The 17,973-nt window shown below is 37.6% G+C and carries 14 protein-coding genes; 2 read left to right on the forward strand and 12 right to left on the reverse strand.

Translation table 11 applies throughout. The features are described from left to right. Positions 1-118 precede the first annotated feature (118 nt). The gene (truA, locus tag ACIQ7L_RS14780) at positions 119-856 is read right to left on the reverse strand and encodes a tRNA pseudouridine(38-40) synthase TruA (protein WP_400570206.1); all 738 of its coding nucleotides are present in this window, start codon (positions 854-856) and stop codon (positions 119-121) included. A gap of 418 nt (positions 857-1,274) precedes the next feature. After that, on the reverse strand, positions 1,275-2,135 hold the full coding sequence (locus ACIQ7L_RS14785) for a DnaD domain-containing protein (RefSeq protein WP_400570208.1): 861 nt from the start codon (positions 2,133-2,135) through the stop codon (positions 1,275-1,277). 585 nt (positions 2,136-2,720) lie between these two features. Between ACIQ7L_RS14785 and ACIQ7L_RS14790 the strand changes: the two genes are divergently transcribed. Further along, positions 2,721-4,169, forward strand: a complete 1,449-nt coding sequence (locus ACIQ7L_RS14790; protein ID WP_400570210.1) for a L,D-transpeptidase family protein — start codon at positions 2,721-2,723, stop codon at positions 4,167-4,169. Positions 4,170-4,562: 393 nt separating this feature from the next. Here ACIQ7L_RS14790 and ACIQ7L_RS14795 read toward each other — a convergent pair whose 3' ends face one another. The 9 genes from ACIQ7L_RS14795 to ACIQ7L_RS14835 all read right to left on the reverse strand — a co-directional run bounded on the left by ACIQ7L_RS14795 (position 4,563) and on the right by ACIQ7L_RS14835 (position 15,690). Further along, positions 4,563-6,281 carry an NAD-dependent malic enzyme gene (locus tag ACIQ7L_RS14795; RefSeq protein WP_400570212.1) on the reverse strand — a complete coding sequence of 573 codons (1,719 nt, stop codon included), beginning with the start codon at positions 6,279-6,281 and terminating at the stop codon, positions 4,563-4,565. Positions 6,282-6,507: 226 nt separating this feature from the next. Beyond that, positions 6,508-7,476: a 2-keto-3-deoxygluconate permease gene (locus ACIQ7L_RS14800; RefSeq protein ID WP_400570214.1), complete on the reverse strand. Its 969-nt coding sequence runs from the start codon at positions 7,474-7,476 to the stop codon at positions 6,508-6,510. Between the two features lie 231 nt (positions 7,477-7,707). Further along, complete coding sequence (locus ACIQ7L_RS14805) at positions 7,708-8,415, reverse strand: response regulator (RefSeq protein WP_400570216.1); 708 nt, start codon at positions 8,413-8,415, stop codon at positions 7,708-7,710. Beyond that, positions 8,412-10,013: a DcuS/MalK family sensor histidine kinase gene (gene dcuS / locus ACIQ7L_RS14810; protein ID WP_400570218.1), complete on the reverse strand. Its 1,602-nt coding sequence runs from the start codon at positions 10,011-10,013 to the stop codon at positions 8,412-8,414. The genes ACIQ7L_RS14805 and dcuS overlap by 4 nt, the downstream gene beginning before the upstream one ends. A 498-nt stretch (positions 10,014-10,511) precedes the next feature. Next, complete coding sequence (gene rlmD, locus ACIQ7L_RS14815) at positions 10,512-11,897, reverse strand: 23S rRNA (uracil(1939)-C(5))-methyltransferase RlmD (RefSeq protein WP_400570220.1); 1,386 nt, start codon at positions 11,895-11,897, stop codon at positions 10,512-10,514. Positions 11,898-11,907: 10 nt separating this feature from the next. Then, on the reverse strand, positions 11,908-12,771 hold the full coding sequence (locus ACIQ7L_RS14820; RefSeq protein WP_400570222.1) for a DNA-3-methyladenine glycosylase family protein: 864 nt from the start codon (positions 12,769-12,771) through the stop codon (positions 11,908-11,910). A gap of 59 nt (positions 12,772-12,830) precedes the next feature. Further along, a complete protein-coding gene (gene pdaA / locus ACIQ7L_RS14825) occupies positions 12,831-13,613 on the reverse strand; it encodes a delta-lactam-biosynthetic de-N-acetylase (RefSeq protein ID WP_400570224.1) in 783 nt (260 codons plus the stop codon). A gap of 132 nt (positions 13,614-13,745) precedes the next feature. Next, entirely contained in the window at positions 13,746-15,269 is a 1,524-nt protein-coding gene (gene fumA, locus ACIQ7L_RS14830; protein WP_400570226.1) for a class I fumarate hydratase, read from the reverse strand. Positions 15,270-15,507: 238 nt separating this feature from the next. Next, positions 15,508-15,690: an SE1561 family protein gene (locus ACIQ7L_RS14835; RefSeq protein WP_097898737.1), complete on the reverse strand. Its 183-nt coding sequence runs from the start codon at positions 15,688-15,690 to the stop codon at positions 15,508-15,510. A gap of 256 nt (positions 15,691-15,946) precedes the next feature. On the opposite strand from ACIQ7L_RS14835, the gene yfkAB reads away from it, so the two are divergent. Then, positions 15,947-17,074 carry a radical SAM/CxCxxxxC motif protein YfkAB gene (gene yfkAB / locus ACIQ7L_RS14840; protein ID WP_400570228.1) on the forward strand — a complete coding sequence of 376 codons (1,128 nt, stop codon included), beginning with the start codon at positions 15,947-15,949 and terminating at the stop codon, positions 17,072-17,074. Positions 17,075-17,118: 44 nt separating this feature from the next. Here the strand turns inward: yfkAB and ACIQ7L_RS14845 are convergent, their stop codons facing one another. Beyond that, positions 17,119-17,916 carry a YfkD family protein gene (locus tag ACIQ7L_RS14845; protein WP_400570230.1) on the reverse strand — a complete coding sequence of 266 codons (798 nt, stop codon included), beginning with the start codon at positions 17,914-17,916 and terminating at the stop codon, positions 17,119-17,121. Positions 17,917-17,973 lie beyond the last annotated feature (57 nt).

The following is a 17,973-nucleotide window of genomic DNA, read 5'->3' on the forward strand; positions in this document are numbered from 1 at the left end:
TACCTAGATTTTGAAATAGTTCCTACTAAAAAAATCGTACAAACATTAAAGCTTGTACGATTCCACGACAGGTACCTTTCATATTACAGAATACCCCTTATTTTTTTATTATAAATCTTTAAAAATCAACCTTCTCCAAATGTAATCCGCTCGCATCCGCAAGACAATTAATTTGATTTCGTTGTTTCGCTTCTAAAATTTGAGGAATCGTATCAGCATCTAACTGACCTAACCCCACTTCTACTAATGCTCCAACGATTTTTCTCACCATATTATGAAGGAATCCGTTTCCGCTCACTCTAATTTGGATGAAACCTTCACTTTCCACGATATCGAGCATATATACTTCACGAACCATAGACTTCTTCTTAGATTTCGCGTTTGAAAAAGCAGTAAAATCATGTGAACCAATTAAATATTGCGCTGCTTTCTTCATATTTTCAACATTTAACTTTTTACCAACGTGCATGCTGTATTTACGCATGAATGGATTCGTATGTTCCTCATTCCAAATCTTATATAAATACGTCTTCGCTTTCGAATTGTAACGAGCATGGAAACGTTCAGAAACTAACTCCACATCCGTAATACTAATATCGTTTGGTAAGTATTGATTTAAATACTTTTTAACTTTAAGTTCTGGTAAATTTTCATCAATCTTAAAATTAGCTATTTGATTAAGGGCGTGGACACCAGCATCTGTTCTGCTGCAACCGATAATTTCGATTTCTTTTCCGACCATTTCTGATAATACACTTTCGATTTTTCCTTGAATCGTATTATCATTATTTCCAAGACGTTGCCAGCCTTTATAGCGGCCGCCGTCATATTGAATTGTTAATTTGTAGTTGTTCATTGTTTTCTGCTATTAAAAACATAGACATTTGCCTATTCATGTTTTTATTAACAGACTCACCGCCTTTCTTTTTCCGTTACATAAAACAAAAATTTTAAGCATTCTATGATGTTTTTCGTAATCTTCTTTTCATAGTAACACAAGAGAGCTCATTTCGTGTCTATATATACATCAATTAAAAAGCCGACATAAACCCCCTCTTTTTGGTGGGAGAGAGCATCTGGCCATGCATAGAAGCGATCAAGGCCTTTTTCTGCCACATGCAAAGTAAGAACAGAAAGAGCAAACGAGTGTAGGTTACTTTTTATTCTGCATAGCAGGGATTTAGATGTCGAAAAATTAAAATGGATTTATATACTTCTGCCAATGTATTATGCGCATAAACTACACATATTAAATCAATAGTGTACAATCTAGTTCATGGACGCCACCCATGTTCCTGCAAAAAATTCTGTAGCTCTTCTTCAGACGGTACATGTTTCTCCCACTCTTCGCACTCCTTTAGAAACTCCTCAGTCTCATAGGCAACAGACGGTTCCTTCTTCCGAAACCTCACTGCCGCTTTCTCTACTTCACTAAGCCTCGTATATCCTTTTTCATACCAGTCCCGTAAAATGCCCTTCACATAAGCAAGCGTCCGCTTGTTATTTTCATAGGCAATCTGGAGTGCTTTCAATACAAGTTCATCTGACAAATCTGCAATCCATTCACTTAATTCATCCGCAGTATAAGGCGACAAACTACCAAAGTTTTGTTCATAAAACAGGAATACACTGCTTCCCGGCTCCACTTCTTCTACTTCCCCATCCGTTTCATCACTTTCAAAAATCTCTTGAGGAATAACCACAGGCTCTTCATCCGGTATGCCAAAATGCTCTAGTAATAGCGGAATATTCAGCCCTTCCTCCAAACATTTTTGAAGAAACATATGTATAAACTTTTTACTTTTCACAGTCTTTAACTCACGCAATACGCATTTCTCAACGTTCGTATTCGTAATAGGGTTATAGCGCACCCAGTTCTGAATGTATAGCTCCTTCGTTTCTGCATCATATAATATTTTTCCATAGTCAATAAACCGCTGCAGCAACTTCTCAACAGTCTCCCGGTTATACCCTGTTTCCATCTCTGCCAAACGCTTCGGCAACGGATAAATGCCGCATTGCGTCGTTTTAGAGCATGTCAGCAAGTATATGTAAAAGTATCGTTCCTCCGGCGTTAAGTCCAATACAAAATCATCCTGCCAAAAATTCACCTGTACATTCCGGTATACTGCCATATTGATTCCTCCCATCTTTTGCGGCAAATATGAAATTGCCGTTTCCTTAATAGATATAAAGACAAGTGAAGAAATTGGGTAATTTAATTTTATAAAAAATTACTACTACGGTTTTGTTTCTTTCGGGGGTGATTCTTGTAGTAGTTTTTTTTTTTGTTTTGTTTTTTGTTTTTGTAATGATTTATTACTTGTAAGGGGCTTGTAATGGGCTTACAAGGGGTATGGAAGGGGCTATTCATTGTGAATCGAAAGGATTTGGCTATCATTTAAGGAGCTTTTAGGGTTATACAATTTTATGTATCATTCTCTATGTGTTACAAAATAAGTCTGTTGTATGTAGGACTGTTATGTGCTCCCCATTCTTCCTAGCGCTCGGTTACGTTTAACGAGGCTGAAAAGTTTACTTTAGGCTATTAACGTGTTCATTCTATTGACCAAAATCCAACTTTGGGCAATTCAACACTGTAAAATCTGGTAAAAAAATAATGAAAATTTAAGAATAATAAGGTAAACTAATCAATGGTTTAGTATGTAAACACACTAGTTTAAAGTCGATTGACGTTGATGTATACGGAGGAATGGTTTATGAACAACAACACAATAAATGAATCAGTTGAAGAAATTGATAAAAAACGGGTAAACTCACGCAAGCGTTCTACAAATTGGAAGCTTATCACAGCGGGTGGCGTCGGTATCATTGCACTTCTCATTGGGGGAATGAGTTATTATCAGGCAACTCGTTTCAATTCACAGGTTACGATTAATGACACAAAAGTCGGCGGTCTGACTGCTGATCAAGCAATGCAGAAATTAAAAACATCTGGATTAGAAAACAAAGTCTATGTCGGCCAACAACAAATTTTAGATGAAAAAGATACGCAAACGGAACTTACGAATGAGGATTTGCCTAAAGTTAAGAAACTATTAAAAAGCCAATGGACATTTTTCCCTTCCTCAAAGGAAAAAAATTATTCGCTGCTACCGGAAAAAGCTGATCACTATCGAAGTGAGACAATGAAAAAACTTGTAGAAGAAAAGCTCCTATCTATGAATAAAGATTTAAAAGCGCCTCAAGATGCTATGGCGAAGCTCGAACAGGGCAAAGTTGTGATTTCAAAAAGCATGGACGGAAAACAGTATGATGTCGCTAGTCTATTGAAGGATTATGACAAGCAGAAGTATAAAAGTGAAATCCATCTGAATCCTGTATACATACAGCCTATTAAAGAAAACGATTCGATTGTCAAAAAAGAAGAACAAGCGCTACAGGATCTTCTTCAACAAACCATTGATTATAAGGTACAAAATGAAGTTTATTCTTTAAAAGCTAAAGATCTAATTAAAAATGCCTCTATGTCAAAGGATATGAAGGTTACAATCGATGAAAGTGACATTAAGAACAAGATTGCTGAAATTAATAATTCTAAATCAACATTAAATAAAGACTTCGCATTTAAAACCCATTCTGGTTCGGTCATATCAGTAAAAGGACAAGGCTACGGCTGGGCAATAAATGTTGAAAAAGAAGCAAAACGAATCCAAGAAGCCTTCGAAAAAGGGGAAAAATCGCTTTCTGCTTCTAATATTTATGGAAACGGCTGGAATAATGAAGGCATCGGTTATGAAACAACTGCAAATAATGGCATTGGAGACACGTATGCTGAAGTGTCAATTGCAGAACAGCAAATTTGGATTTACAAAGATGGAAATTTGGCAGTTTCAACGAATGTAGTAACTGGTAAACATAGCACGAGTGAAGATACATCACCGGGAGTATGGTACGTCCTTTATAAACGATCACCGTACACACTCAAAGGCAGCGCAGTAGGTAAAGCCGATTATTCCGTTAATGTAAATTACTGGGCTCCGTTTACTAACAGCGGACAAGGGTTCCACGATGCGGGCTGGCGGACAAACTGGGCAAATAATGCCTATTTAACGGGAGGTTCGGGCGGATGTGTTAACCTCTCTCCTAGTGTTGCGAAAACTGTGTATGATAATCTCAGCACTTATGAACCGGTTGTCGTGTACTAGCAAATAGCAGTATAAAAACAAAGAAGCAGAAAATCCTAAGTGATTTTCTGCTTCTTTATTTTTATTATTTATGCTCCGTATTTCTCCTGTACAGAGTGGAAAACAGTTGTATACTTATATTCAACTGCCATAAAAACCCATTTACTTATGATACGGTTCAGCGTGATAGATCTAAATGAGATTTTAATTAAAATACTTATTTCGGTGACAAAATAAATATCCCAACAAAAAAACACTCACAGGTTTAGATCAAAACAATAAACCGTATATATGAAAGATTTCCCAAAAAAGATTGGCCCCATTTAATCTAGTTTATTACAAAAATGCCTGTCACTGCCTGGAATACCGAAAGTTCGATCAATTACCAGGAGTACAGGCATTTTATTTAACTATTTAATATGCATAGGAATTAATCTTTGTCCAAATACCTACACTCTTAATTTCTTTATACTCAGGTTTCCACATAGCATCTTCAATAGCATTTTCAACATCTTGAATATCTATTCTTGCAATTCCTTCGTGTATTGCAGCATGGGCTACTTCAATGGCTACGTATTTTGAGACTTCATGAAGCTTTTCAATGGATGGCAGCAGGGATGCGCCTGATGTGCTGGTATCTGACATTTTGGCAACTGCATTTGCTGCTGCTGCGAACATTCCTTTTGAGATGATTTCAGCTTTTGCAACAATTGCTCCAAGTCCAAGCCCCGGGAATACAAATGCGTTGTTTGACTGCCCGATTTCATAGGTAACACCTTTGTATTTTACATCGGCAAAGGGGCTGCCAGTCGCAATTAACGCCTTGCCATCTGTCCATTTGATTAGGTTTTCTGGCACTGCTTCAGCCAGCGCAGTCGGGTTGGACATTGGCATGATGATTGGACGTTCAACGTACTTGGCCATCTCTTTTATAATATCCTCAGTGAAGGCACCGGCTTGTCCGGAAGTACCAATCAGGATGGTTGGCTTCACCCTTCGAACTACTTCCATTAATGAAATGATCCCTTCCTCATTCTTATCCCAGTCCTTAACTTCATCCACCTGTCTTGTATAAGGCTTCTGGAAGTTCAGAACATCTGGTGTTTCATCTATTAGTAGACCCCGATAGTCAACAGCCCAGAAACGATCATAGGCCTCTTCTCTAGTCAACCCTTCTAGAACCATGGCATCTGCCATTTGGTCTGCGTTACCAATGCCGGCAGCCCCTGGTCCAAAGACAACAATGCGCTGGTCCTTCAGGGATTCTCCCGTTACTTTCAAAGCAGACATAATAGCAGCAAGAGTAACAGCACCTGTTCCCTGGATGTCATCGTTGAAGGTAAGGATTTTGTCACCGCATTTGTCCAAGATTTTTCGCGCATTGACGTTGCCAAGGTCCTCCCAGTGAATGAGAACCTCTGGAAAGAACTTTCTTGCAGTCTGAATGAATAAATCAATGAATTGATCATAACGCTCACCGCGGACACGTGCGAATTTGTTGCCGATATACATAGGGTCTGCAATCAAAGTTTGATTGTTCGTGCCAACATCCAACACGACTGGCAGAACACGACTCGGATCAATCCCAGCTGCAGCCGTGTACACGGCAAGTTTACCAATCGCAATATTAATACCGCCTATCCCTTGGTCCCCAATACCAAGAATGCTTTCAGAGTCGGTAACGACGATTAAATCAATACCATTTTTGGGCTTTCCTAGATTATATAATGCCTTTTCAATGCCCTCAGGATCATCAATGGAAAGATATAAGCCACCTGGGCGACGGTAGCTATGGGAGTATGACTGGATTGCATCACCGACAGTAGGAGTGTAGATGATAGGGAGCATTTCTGCCAGGTGTTCTTTCAAAAGACGGTAAAACAAAACAACATTGCGGTTGTATAAATCATAAAGCAACCCGTTTTTGAACAGATTCGTCGTCTGCATCGAATATTGTTCATAGATCCTATTAACTTGTTCATCAAGGGTGAGTACTTGTGGAGGTAACAGACCTTCAAGTCCAAGGTCTTCCCTTTCCTCTTTCGTAAAAGCTGTTCCTTTATTCAAAAAAGGATTGGAGAGAACTTCTTTTCCTTTTATTGTAGTAATAATAACATTCTCAGGTATATTCATGGCGTTTCCTTCCTCCTATCTTAAAATAGCTATTCCGACAATACCGCAACCATGTTAATAAATTTTTCCTTATCCCACTAGTTTTTTTAACTTAATGACCCTTTTTTGCAACTAAACAAAGTAGACGGTGAAACCGCTGACTGCTTTGTCTTTGTTTCATTTTCAAATTGGCTTAAAAGCTTCAGCAGCATGATGGCTAGGATAACAGTAGATTTTCACTTTATTGTCATGCTGCCCCTGCAATTGATTTTTTAGCTTTTTTCTTTTCGGACATTTTAAATGCATAACTAACAATAATCGGACAGACTACTGCAGATATTACACATGCTGCTGCAACTTGTGCAGTAGCTCCTGGTGCTATTGAAGCTAAGGTTGGATCTGCTGCTGCAACAACAGCTGGTGTAGCTACAGCATTTCCTGCAGTTGACCCTGTTGCTAAACCAACGATAGGATTTTCTTTAAATAACTTCAAAAGTAAGTAAGCTCCAATTCCAGTGAATGCAGCTATTAATCCTAGTAATATGCCAGGACCTCCCGCTTTTATAATAGTTGAAAGATCCATTCCTGCACCTAATGGGAATGAGAAGAATGGGATTAATAATAATTTACTGCTTCCAAGGAACTTTCTCATATCAGGATCAATATTTCCTAAAATCATTCCTATTACGATTGGAATTAATACTCCTACAAGTGTTTGAAAAGGAATTGTGGCAAGTCCGGATGCACCTAATGCAACTAATGTGAAAAATGGACCATCTTTTAAAGAAAATACAGCATATGCGCCTACATCAGTTTCGTCACCATACGATGAAGCAAGAGATGCATATAATCCACCATTAGCATTTAATAACGCTGCAAGGATGGCTAATGGTGATAATCCTAGTACTCCGGCAGGCCCAAAAATCATTGCTACAGTTAAACCTATACCAGCACCTATTATAAATTTTCCTGTTAATAATATTGCACCTTTTTTTATTGCCTTTGGTGCTAATTTGAAATTAATTTGTGAACCAATTAAAAACATAAAACATGCCAAAATGGTAGATGATGCTTCTTTACTGAATAATGCCGTTGTAAAACTTCCAATTTTTAAAATTTCCGGGAAAAAGGTATTCGTTAATACTCCTAAAAAAAGTGGAACAACCATCATACCACCTGGAATTTTATCAAGCGTTTTCTTAATTGGAATTTGCATTTTTACCCCTCCTAAAGTAGTTTTTATAATCTCGAAAGGAATCCGTTATTTTACCAATTATTCTAATAATTGAAGAAATCGATTCCAATTCTCTTGCATCTTGTACTATGTTTTAATCTCCATTTGTTTTGTTACATGTCTATCATATTCGGAGAGAAAGCGTTTTCATAGTTTATGAAAGTTTAATAATCCTTTTTGTAAATAAAAAAAGTAAGCAGTTTCAAAAACTGCTTACAAAAAGTTTTTTATTAGGTGTTCCTTATATTGATTATATTCATGCTGATACACAGGCCGTCCGATTGTTCCATAGATGACTTTGACTTCAAGTATTCCTAAGTCCTTTAGGAAGTTAAGGTACTTTCTTGCTGAAACCTTTGAAATTCCTACAACATTAGCTACTTCATCAGTGGAAAAAGGCCCCCGCTTCAACTCTTGAACCGCATCCCATATCTGCTTTAAGGTATCCTTGGTTAATCCCTTTGGGAGTTCCTCTGCGATTACGGCTTCTTCTCTGTGCAAAAGTAAGTGATCGAGCTCCTGCTGACTTACCGAATCCTGTTTATCAATTAACCGAGTTTGCTCAAGGTAGGCAGCAAGTGCAGCGTTAAACCGATCAAACTCGAAAGGCTTAATTAAATAGTCGACAACACCATACCTTAATGCCCTCTTAATTCGTTCAAGATCTGAGGCCGCTGAAATAATGATAACATCACTTTCAAGATCATTTTTCCGAAGGTACGATAACAGCTCCAGGCCCTGTTTTCCCGGCATAAAAATATCCAGGAGAATGAGCTGAATATCATTCTTTCCTAAAAGTTGGATGGCTTCAGCAACTGAATTGGCTATTGCAACTAAACGGAACCCGGCAATTTTAGAAAGGTACTGCTTATTGATTTTCGCTACCATCGGGTCATCTTCAACAATCATTACATTAATCATTTCCATACATCCTCTGCTTTATAAGGTATATATACACCAAAATTCGTTCCCTTTCCAGGCTTGGACGAAATAATCAGGTCCCCCTCCAGTCTTTCAATTGCCTGCGCCAACAGGTATAATCCGAACCCACGGTGATTTCCTTTCGTTGAAAAGCCTTTATTCAATATTTTGTTTTGGAGTGAATTCGTCATTCCCACTCCTGTGTCTTTAACCTCTATTGTTAAAATATCCTCTGCGTAATCCAGTATAAGGTCGACTTTTTTGTTTGGACTGTCTGCAATTGCCTCCATTGCGTTATCGACGAGATTTCCAATTATCGTTATTAAATCATGTGTAATTTCCGAGTTGGCAGGCTTGGGAAGTGTATTTGCGCTATCAAATGAAAGTAAGGCCCCTGATTCTCTTGCAAAGCTTAGCTTGCCAATCAGAAACCCGGCAAGAACCGGATCTTGGACTTTTTTCGTTACAAAGCCCACTTCCGTTTCACGGTGGTTAACGACTTCACTTACATAGTTAGCAAGTGTATCGTATTGTTCAGTACGAACCAGGCCAAGAATGACATGAAGTTTATTCATGAATTCATGAGTCTGAGCACGAAGAGCTTCCGCATAATTGCGTACACCTGTAAGCTGTTCAGCCAAAACTTGAACTTCGGTTTTATCACGGAATGTTGCGATTGCTCCCATCGGCTGATTTTGCACAATCACTGGTACCCTGTTTACTAGAATGGTAACCCCATGCAGGTTCTGTTCTTGGTCGAGCTCTGTCTCACCCGATTTGATAATGCGACTTAACCGGGTCTCTGGCAAATAATCTTCAATGTTCTTCCCTATAGGATTCTCTCCAAGTCCGGCTTTTTTAAAAAGCTTACTGGCTGCCCTGTTTACAAGTGTGATATTCCCTTCTTGGTCGATAGCTATGATTCCCTCACGCACAGACTGAAGCATGGAACTACGTTCTTCAAGCAGCTTAGCAATAGCGATCGGCTCGAGTCCTAAAAGGATTTTTTTGATGTATCTTGCTAGGCACACTGCACCGATTACACCTGTTAGGATTCCGATTAACGTCCCTATAACGACCGCCAGTCGTCCTTTCTGTACCGCCTTTGTAACGTTCTCTAAAGTAATTCCTACAGCAACCGCACCCACTTGTTTTCCCTGTGAATTTTTTATTGGAGTAAATGCCCGCATAGATCGACCAATAGTCCCCTTTGAAACGGACACATACTCCTTTCCTTTAAGAACTGGCCCTTCATCTCCTCCCATGAAGGGCTTTCCAACCAATTCGGGGTCCGGATGGGATTGACGGATTCCTTTCATGTTCATAACAACAACGAAGTTGACATTGATCTTTTCTCTAATTTGATTACTAAAAACTTGGACATTTTTCTCGTTTCCTTTCCCTTCAAGGGCTTCAATCACTTGCGGACTAAGGGCTACCATCTTTGCAACATTGAGGGCCTTTTCTTTCTCTGTTTCTTCCACACTGGAAGTAATTCTATTGCTTATTATTAAATCAGTTATTCCAAGTGATAATACGACGACAATGCAAACAAATATAATAATAATGGCTTGTAAACTAAGTTTGCCCTTCTTCATAATCTCCTCCAAGTATTATCAAAATTATAGTATGTGTAAGACTTATCCCAAAAATGACAAAAGGCCGCTAAGCTCATAAAAAAGCTGTAAGCAGCCTTTATCATTAATCATCGAATTAGCAAAATGGCACCTGCCATAATTAAGGTGAGAACCATTGCATTTTTTAAAATTGACACTTGAACACCCTTTACTCCCAATAAATTCCAATAATAACATAGTAGGTGTAAAATTCAAAGATATCACCCCCGAACACACTTTCACTTCATAAAAAGAAATTTATCCAATTATATTGTAGTACTTGAAAATGGCAGGACACTTTTTGTAATTAAAAAAAGTGTTTGAGCAGGGAAATAAAACAGGTTTTCAAAAGCAAGGAATGGCTAAAAAAATTATGGAGTTTTTACTTGAGCACTTCCTTTCACTCCCTGATAAAACATCCCAAATAAAAATTAGGCCTTATCGATTTTTCGATAAGACCTATCTCTCACTGCTACACCTTTAATTTTCTTTTCTAACAAGCTTAACCACATTCTCCACGTGCGCCGTATGTGGGAACATATCAACCGGTTGTACATATTCCACTTCGTAGCTCTTCATTAATGCTTTCACATCACGAGCTAACGATGAAGGGTTACAAGAAACATATGCAACTGTTTTTGGTTTTACTTTTAAAATTGTTTCAAGCAACTTATCATCACAGCCTGTGCGAGGTGGATCAACAACAATTACATCTGGACGCCAGCCTTCTTTCACCCATTTTGGTAGCCATTGTTCTGCTTTACCAGCTTCGTACTTTGTATTTGTAAATCCGTGACGCTTTGCATTTTTCTTTGCATCTTCAATCGCTTCCGGGATCACATCCATACCGCGTACTTCTGCTGCATCATTTGCTAGCCAAAGTCCGATTGTACCAACGCCGCAATATGCATCAACAATTTTTTCCGTACCTGTTAACGCAGCAGCTTTTTTCGCTTCGTTATATAGGACAACGGTTTGTTCTGGATTCAACTGGAAGAATGCACGTGCTGATAATTCAAATGATAAATCACCAAGCGTTTCTTGAATGACTTCTTTTCCAGCTAATCGGAATGTTTTATCACCAAAAATGACAGATGTTTTACGCCAGTTCACATTTTGCATAATCGATTTTACAGTTGGCATCTGTTTTTGTACTTCTGCAATAAACTGCTCTTTATTTGGTAATTCTTCTTTTGTTGTAATTAACGTGACTTGTACTTCTCCTGTTTGAACCGCAGCACGGGTCACAATTGTACGTACAAGACCTTTTTGTTTTCTCTCATTGTAAATAGAAATGTTCAGTTTTTCTAATATACGTCTTACAACTTTTGTCGCTTCGTTTGTTGCTTTATGCTGAATCATACAATGAGAAATATCAATTAATTGATGTGAGTTTTGCTCATATAATCCCGTAATAACCTTCTCGTCTTTTCGCCCCACTTGCAGTTGGCTCTTATTACGATAATGCCACGGGTCTTCCATACCAAGCGTTGGACGAATTTTCTCTTCCAAACTGTTGTTCATATATTTTTGGAATGCTTGTACAACAATATCTCGTTTTTGATTTAATTGTTCTTGATAATCCAAATGTTGCAGCTGGCAGCCGCCACATTTTTCATATACTGGACACGGTGCTTTTACACGGTGCGGTGACGCTTTACGAACTTTTTTCACTTTTGCTTCAGCAAAGCCACGCTGAATCTTCGTTGCTTCCGCAACAACTTCTTCTCCTGGTAATGCCCCTGGAATGAAAACAACTTGTCTCTTAAAATAACCAACGCCTTCTCCGTTAATCCCAAGACGCTTAATTGTCACAGGAAACGTTTGACCAACTTCCAACTTACTCTCGTGTTGCTTTTGTATCATCATTACACCTCTACTCTATACTTTTCCATAAATATAACGCTGCATAACTGCAGTATGGTTCGCACTCTTGTTTCACTTGTTCTAAAAGTGCATCATCTGGTTTATTCTCCAATTGAAATATCCCTTGAAGTGCACGTTGAATCCCGATATCTGCTTTCGGAAACATATTTTTCCGCCCCAGTCCAAATAATAAAAAGTTTTGCACTGTCCATGCACCAATCCCTCGCACTGGTAACAATTGCGCTGACACTTCTTCTTCTGTTTGTTTTTCTAGTTCCGCTAACTCTAACTTACCTTCCACAATATGTTTTGCTAGCCCTACCATATATTCAGCTTTTCGTTGACTAAACTTCTGATTTCTAAGCTCTTCTATTGAAATATTTGCTACCCTTTCTGGTGTAGGAAAAAAGAAAACACCATTCTTCTCTGTTCCATACCGTTTTACAAATTGTTCTGTAAGTGCAGTAGCAAATTTCAAATGTACTTGTTGATGAATAATACAACGAAGAAGACAAGCAAAATAATCAAACTCTAAAATAAGTGGTGTATAGGCATATGTTTCAAAAAGCGGACGTAATGATGTGTTTATAAAATGGGTTTGTATATCTTGAAAAGATTCATTCCATTGAAAAATGGAATAGATGCGTTTCACAACTTTCTCTTGTTCCCCTGTTTGGCTTGAAATCCAAAATTGTGGATTTTGAAGCGTGCCAATCCCTTGCACGCGAACAACAATTTGTTCTTCATCTATAAGAAGTGGAACATAAACTATTTTCTCTTCTAACTGGACAACATTTAGTGGATCAAAAGATAGACGCCTTAATACTTCTTCAAAGTGGTACGGATTCTTTAACGTAACATGTTCGCTCCACATACGTTTCCCCATCCTTTTTACACATCATTATAGCATGAGAAAACCGCAAGCATACATGCTTACGGTTGATTGCTTTTTACTAAATCATCTAGGCTTTTAAAATGATACCCTTTCTCGCGCAAATCATCAATGATTTTTGCAAGTGCTTCTGCATTATCTTTTGATATAGCATGAAGTAATATAACGGACCCTGGATGAATCATATTCATAACATGATTATGAGAATATTGCCATCCTCTTTGCTGATCTACTTTCCAATCTAGAAATGCAAGCGACCAAAACACGTTATAATATCCCATTTCTTTCGTAAGAGCTAGCGTACGCTCACTAAAAATCCCACGCGGAGGACGTACATATTTCACTTCTTTTTGTCCGGTTATTTTTTTAATTTCATCCGTTACACTTTGCAATTCTTCCCGAAGTTTCTCATCATTTACAGTTGTAAAATCAGGATGACTTCGAGAATGATTTCCAATAATATGCCCTTCATTTTTCATTCTTAATAATAACTCTTTTTGCGTCTTTATATAATGACCTGTTACAAAAAATGTTGCTGGTACTTTCTTTTCTTTTAACACATCTAAAATTTGTCCAGTATATCCATTTTCATATCCATTATCAAATGTTAAATATATATCCTTTTTACTTGTATCACCTAAATAAAAACCACCGTTACCCTGGAGTAAATCAGTAAATTTTTTCCCCGCATCTGGTGGAGTCTCATTTTTAGCTCGTGGAATTCCCCAGTGATTGGGCGCGTTCGTATACGCGAAAGCAGAAACTGGAACGAGTGCCATTATAATTGAAAAAATGAGACCTATATATAACCATTTATACTTCATAAATAGTCTCCTTTCCATATATCATCGTACCTGTAGTTTCTGTTTTCAATATTCCTTTCATCCTAAACAAGTTTTTCTATATGTACCAAAAAATGCACCTCGAATTGTTCGAGGTGCATTTTCTTATTTCATTTACTTAAATACTGGCTCTTTAAAGCTAGCCAATTTTTCAAGTGATGTTTTATCTACATCTGCATGTAGACTATTACCATGAGAGTCCATTGTTACAACCGCTTTAAAGCCATCGATGCGTAAGTGCCACATTGCTTCTGGAATACCAAATTGTAAGAAGTCAACGTCTTTCACTTCTTTAATACATTCTGCATAATACTGTGCGGCACCGCCAATCGCATTTAAATATACACCACCATGTTCTGCTAGTGCCGCCAATGTTTTCGCTCCCATGCCGCCTTTACCAATTACAGCACGGATACCAAATTTCTTCATGATATCCCCTTGATATGGTTCTTCACGAATACTTGTCGTTGGACCTGCTGCTTTAATCTTCCAATTGTCATTTTCATCCTTCACTACAACTGGACCACAGTGGTAAATAATTTGTCCATTTAAATCTACTGGGCAATCATTATCCATTAAATACTTATGAATTGCGTCACGCCCCGTGTACATCATGCCATTAATTGTAACAACATCACCAACACGGAGTTCACGAATTTGCTCTTCTGTAATTGGAGCCTGTAATACAATTTCACGCTGTTCATTTTTTTCTTGTGTCGCTTCTTGCTGAAGTGTGTCTTCTCCTTCTTGATATAACCAATCAATAATTTCACCTGTTTCAGGATGAATTGTTACACCAAGACGACGATATGCCCAGCAATTATACGCAACAGACACATAGAAACTAGCTGGCAAACGATTGTACACTCCAATTTTACAACCAAGTAAAGTTGTTTCTCCACCAAATCCCATCGTACCAATGCCAAGTTTGTTGGCATTCTCTAGTACGTACTCTTCAAGCTTTTGTAATTCTGGAATTGGATTCACATCATCTAATGTACGGAACAATTGATTTTTTGCTAATTCATAACCTGATGTGCGGTCTCCCCCGATACCAACACCGATTACACCTGCACTACACCCTTGTCCTTGTGCTTGATATACTGCATGAAGAAGGCATTTACGAATTCCTTCTAAATCGCGGCCAGCTCGTCCAAGTCCTTCTAATTCACAAGGTAAGCTATACTGGATATTTTTATTCTCACAGCCGCCTCCCTTTAAAATTAAACGTGCATCAATATAATCTTTCTCCCATTGTTCAAACTTAATCACAGGTGTACCTGGCCCTAAATTGTTTCCACTATTGTCTCCGAAAAGAGAATCAACGGAATTCGGACGAAGTTTCCCATCCTTTGTCGCCCGCTCAAGCGCACTATAGATGGCTTCCTTCATTTTCAATTGATTCACACCAACTGGTGTATAAATTTTAAACGTTGGCATCCCTGTATCTTGGCAAATTGGCGAGATGTTGTCATCTGCCATTTTAATATTATTTGTAATCGTGCCAAGTGCCATTGCTGAACGAGTCCCTGCATTTTCTCGCTCTTTCGCTTGCTGAATCGCACGGCGAACATCTTTCGGTAAATTCGTCGACGTTTCAACGATCAGTTGATACATAGTTTCTTGAAGCTTTTCCATTGTTACTTCCCCCTCAATTGTGAACGCTATCAAAACGTTATGAGATGAAAATTTCATCATTAAATCTCTATTTATTTAATGACTCTTAAGATTGAATGAAATTTTTCACAACTTGATTATACCCTTTTTTCCATATTCCTTCTATTTTAATACAACAGGAAATCCGCATATTTTATAATAAGGCAGCGTACTTACAGAAAACGGCTGCCAATACATCATTGACAGCCGCTTTAATATATTATTCGTCTTTTTTAAATTGCTCACATTTCAGTTCTAATTCATCTAACATTGCAAGAAGACGATCTACATCTTCTAGTTCTACTTCTTCTGGCTCAATTGTATCAATTACTTCAATGAACATATTTAAACGTTCTTTTAAATATACTAGTTGTGAATCTTTATCATGAATTGCTTTTCCCACGAAGGCACTCTCCTTTTTATTCGAGTTGCTTTTATTATACCGCAAAAACGAGTATCATGGGCATGAATTTTCATCAATTTTGCCCTAGAATTCCATTCTATGCAAACAGAAATATAAGGCGCTTTCTTTTTTTAAAAGCGAAATAAACAAATCAAGTAATTCTCGTTACAAAAAGTTTCACTTTATAAAAAGTCCATATTCTTCTATTATAGAGAATGGACAAATTGTTATTTCAATAGTCAAAGGAGTATTTCAGATGAGTATATCACAAACAATGAAGCCGATTACTCCTTCTTACGATCCATGGGAAGCGTATATGGACCTTGAAGAGTACGGCAAATTACTATTAACAAACGTTGAATTTACAACAACAACGTTATGCAATATGCGCTGTGAGCATTGTGCTGTCGGTTATACATTACAACCGAAGGATCCAAATCCGCTTCCGATGGAGCTTTTATTAAAGCGGTTAGATGAGATTCCTCATTTACGTTCTTTAAGTATTACTGGCGGAGAACCTATGATGTCAAAGAAATCCGTCGATAACTATGTAACACCACTCTTAAAATATGCCCATGAACGAGGCGTTCGCACTCAAATCAATTCAAATTTAACTATAGATTTAGCCCGGTATGAACAAATTATTCCTTATTTAGACGTGTTGCATATTTCACATAACTGGGGAACAATCGATGACTTCGTTGAAGGCGGCTTTGCGATGATGGCTCGCAAGCCTACTTATGAACAACGTGCCAAGTTATTTGAACGAATGATTACAAATAGCAAAGCTCTATCAGATGCAGGTGTTCTTGTCTCAGCAGAAACAATGTTAAATAAACGTACCCTACCACATATTGAAAACATCCATCGTCAAATTGTTGAAGAAATGGGTTGTAAACGTCATGAAGTGCATCCAATGTATCCAAGTGATTTTGCTAGCAACCTTGAAATTTTAACAAAAGCTGAAATTCGAAGTGCAATTGAGCATTTATTAGATATTCGTGATGAAAACGTATGGATGTTATTTGGTACATTACCTTTCTATGCATGTAGTGATGATGAACGTGATTTAGCTACATTAAAGAAATTACATGAGAGCAAAAACGTGACCGTTCGTAATGATCCAGATGGACGTTCTCGTTTAAATGTGAATATTTTTGATGGAAATATTATCGTGACAGATTTTGGTGATATTCCTATTCTCGGTAATGTGCAAACAAATACATTACAAGAAGCATATGACAAATGGGGCAGTTCAAAAACAGCGCAATCATTAAGCTGTCATTGTCCAGCTGTGAAATGTCTTGGACCAAATATTCTTGTGAAAAATAGCTATTATCCAACTGAAAATTTCTTAACAAAAGAAACCAATATTACACGCTAGTTAAAAACGTCAGCTCCATATGCTGACGTTTTTAACGATTACTATCATTGTGGTTGTAGTGACGAAATAAATTTAAAAGACAAGTGATCTTGAATCGGAATAGCTGCTCCAATTCCTTGCGATGTAATATTTTTAATAACAAGTCTTTTTTGATTTCCTTTCAAAACAAGATACACTTCTCCAAATGTGACTTTTCCTTTTTCATTTACTGCTGGTGTATAAGCATATAAGTACCCCATTTGTTTTGGACTAATATTATATACCCGCTCATGACCTGTACCGTAACCAATTGTTGTTTTAAAAGAGAGTGGTAATTGTACTTTTTCCAACGCCTTTAAAAGCATCATTTTTTTCACATCTGTTGCATCTTTAATATCTGCTGTTAGATTACCTTCTACAGTTCTTTGTGTTTCTTGTTTATAGCGAAGTGGATATAGTCGTTCTACCCCTCGATTATCGTATACATTTCGATTCACTTGTTTATATTCCCAATTAATTGTTGTGTCTGTCGATTCATAATTTAACGGCCATTGGCCTAAATAAATTTTTGCCTTATACCCTATTGCAAGAGGCGCATTTGAAATCGAGGTTTCATTCAACATCCGAATTAAATCTGGATTTTCAATTCTAATCGTTGATGTTTTTAACAATTCTTTTGCAAATTTACTCGGTTGCAAACGCGGTAAATCTTGTGCTTCATTTGGATACGTATTGTCTTTTGAAATATTTAAAACAGATGAGGGCACCTTTACTTGTATCGTTGTCTTCGCAAGACTACTACAAGGAAATAATAAAATAAGTGTGGCTATAATTAAAAGGCATATACTGTACACTCTTTTCACCTGTCTGGCTCCTTCCTACATAACAGTATGTAAATGATTTACTTTATCTATTGTTTT

Origin of the sequence: Bacillus sp. NPDC094106, from assembly GCF_044764345.1 — a bacterium.
In the GTDB taxonomy this organism is placed as follows: domain Bacteria; phylum Bacillota; class Bacilli; order Bacillales; family Bacillaceae_G; genus Bacillus_A.

Coding starts and splice junctions, on each gene's coding strand:
- truA (WP_400570206.1), bottom strand. CDS start 856: ATGAACAACTACAAATTAACAATTCAATATGACGGCGGCCGCTATAAA.
- ACIQ7L_RS14785 (WP_400570208.1), bottom strand. CDS start 2,135: ATGGCAGTATACCGGAATGTACAGGTGAATTTTTGGCAGGATGATTTT.
- ACIQ7L_RS14790 (WP_400570210.1), top strand. CDS start 2,721: ATGAACAACAACACAATAAATGAATCAGTTGAAGAAATTGATAAAAAA.
- ACIQ7L_RS14795 (WP_400570212.1), bottom strand. CDS start 6,281: ATGAATATACCTGAGAATGTTATTATTACTACAATAAAAGGAAAAGAA.
- ACIQ7L_RS14800 (WP_400570214.1), bottom strand. CDS start 7,476: ATGCAAATTCCAATTAAGAAAACGCTTGATAAAATTCCAGGTGGTATG.
- ACIQ7L_RS14805 (WP_400570216.1), bottom strand. CDS start 8,415: ATGATTAATGTAATGATTGTTGAAGATGACCCGATGGTAGCGAAAATC.
- dcuS (WP_400570218.1), bottom strand. CDS start 10,013: ATGAAGAAGGGCAAACTTAGTTTACAAGCCATTATTATTATATTTGTT.
- rlmD (WP_400570220.1), bottom strand. CDS start 11,897: ATGATACAAAAGCAACACGAGAGTAAGTTGGAAGTTGGTCAAACGTTT.
- ACIQ7L_RS14820 (WP_400570222.1), bottom strand. CDS start 12,771: ATGTGGAGCGAACATGTTACGTTAAAGAATCCGTACCACTTTGAAGAA.
- pdaA (WP_400570224.1), bottom strand. CDS start 13,613: ATGAAGTATAAATGGTTATATATAGGTCTCATTTTTTCAATTATAATG.
- fumA (WP_400570226.1), bottom strand. CDS start 15,269: ATGGAAAAGCTTCAAGAAACTATGTATCAACTGATCGTTGAAACGTCG.
- yfkAB (WP_400570228.1), top strand. CDS start 15,947: ATGAGTATATCACAAACAATGAAGCCGATTACTCCTTCTTACGATCCA.